The organism is Caballeronia terrestris (assembly GCF_001544515.1).
Lineage (GTDB): Bacteria > Pseudomonadota > Gammaproteobacteria > Burkholderiales > Burkholderiaceae > Caballeronia > Caballeronia terrestris.
Map to the genome: position 1 here is coordinate 1 of NZ_FCOL02000413.1, position 1,373 is coordinate 1,373.

Sequence of the window (1,373 nt, forward strand, 5' to 3'; positions counted from 1 at the left end):
TATTCATTGACCGGCATCGCTTCGAGCTTTGCCTGATCGAGCGATACCGCGAGGATCGCCTGTTGCTGCTTTTGCGGGAAGCGGCGCGCGAGGTTCGTCCTGAACTTCTCGACGAGCAGCGGAATGCCGTCCGCGCGACGACGCTTGTGTCCGATCGGATATTCGACGACCACCTCGTCGAACTTCGAGCCGTCGTTGAATTCGACGGTCAGCGCGTTCGCGATCGAGCGCTTTTCCGGATCGAAATAATCCTTCGTGAATTGCGGGTCTTCGATGCATTCCATCTTCGCGCGCAGCGTATCGATGCGTGCGTCTTGCGCGATGGAGTCTTCGTAATCGGCGGCGGTGAGACGCCCGAAGATCAGCGGCAGGGCGATCATGTACTGGATGCAGTGATCGCGATCGGCGGGGTTATCGAGCGGACCCTTTTTATCGATGATGCGGATCGCGGCTTCGTGCGTACGGATCGTGATCTTCTTGATGTCTTCGACAGACTTGCCTGCCTGCTTCAGTTGCGTATGCAGCGTCATCGCCGCTTCCACCGCTGTTTGCGAGTGAAACTCAGCGGGGAACGAAATCTTGAACAGTACGTTCTCCATCACGTACGAGCCGTACGGACGCTGGAACTTGAACTCGTTGCCCTTGAAGAGCACGTCGTAAAAGCCCCACGTTTTAGCGGTCAAAACCGACGGATAGCCCATCTCGCCGGTCTTCGCGATCAACGCGAGACGCACGGCGCGCGAGGTCGCATCGCCTGCAGCCCACGATTTGCGCGAACCGGTGTTCGGTGCATGCCGATACGTGCGCAGCGAGTGCCCATCGACGAAAGCAAGCGATACGGCATTGATCAACTCGTCACGCGTGAGGCCGATCAACTGCCCGACGACCGCCGTCGAAGCCAGCTTCACGAGCAAAACGTGATCGAGCCCGACCTTGTTGAACGAATTTTCGAGCGCGATGCAGCCCTGAATTTCATGCGCCTTGACCATCGCGATCAGGACGTCTTTCATCGTCAGCGGCTTTTTGCCGGCTGCGATGGCGTTGCGCGACAGCCAATCAGCCGTGGCCAGAATGCCGCCGAGGTTGTCCGACGGATGGCCCCACTCAGCGGCAAGCCATGTGTCGTTGAAGTCGAGCCAGCGGATCATCGCGCCGATGTTGAACGCGGCCTGGACCGGATCGAGCTGGAATTGGGTGCCCGGCACCTTGGCGCCGTTGGGGACGATCGTGCCCGGCACGATGGGTCCCATCAGCTTGGTGCAGGCGGGGTAGGAAAGGGCTTCGAGTCCGCAACCGAGCGTATCGATCAGGCAGTTGCGCGCAGTGTCGAGCGCGAGCGTGCTGTCGATTGGGTAGTTGAGAACATAGTCGAC

1 protein-coding gene is annotated in these 1,373 nt (G+C 59.5%); it reads right to left on the bottom strand.

The window, feature by feature from the left end; translation table 11 throughout:
* Window positions 1–1,373 (bottom strand): bifunctional 2-methylcitrate dehydratase/aconitate hydratase (locus AWB67_RS37870; RefSeq protein WP_087660858.1); only part of this gene is annotated, 1,373 nt, incomplete at both ends.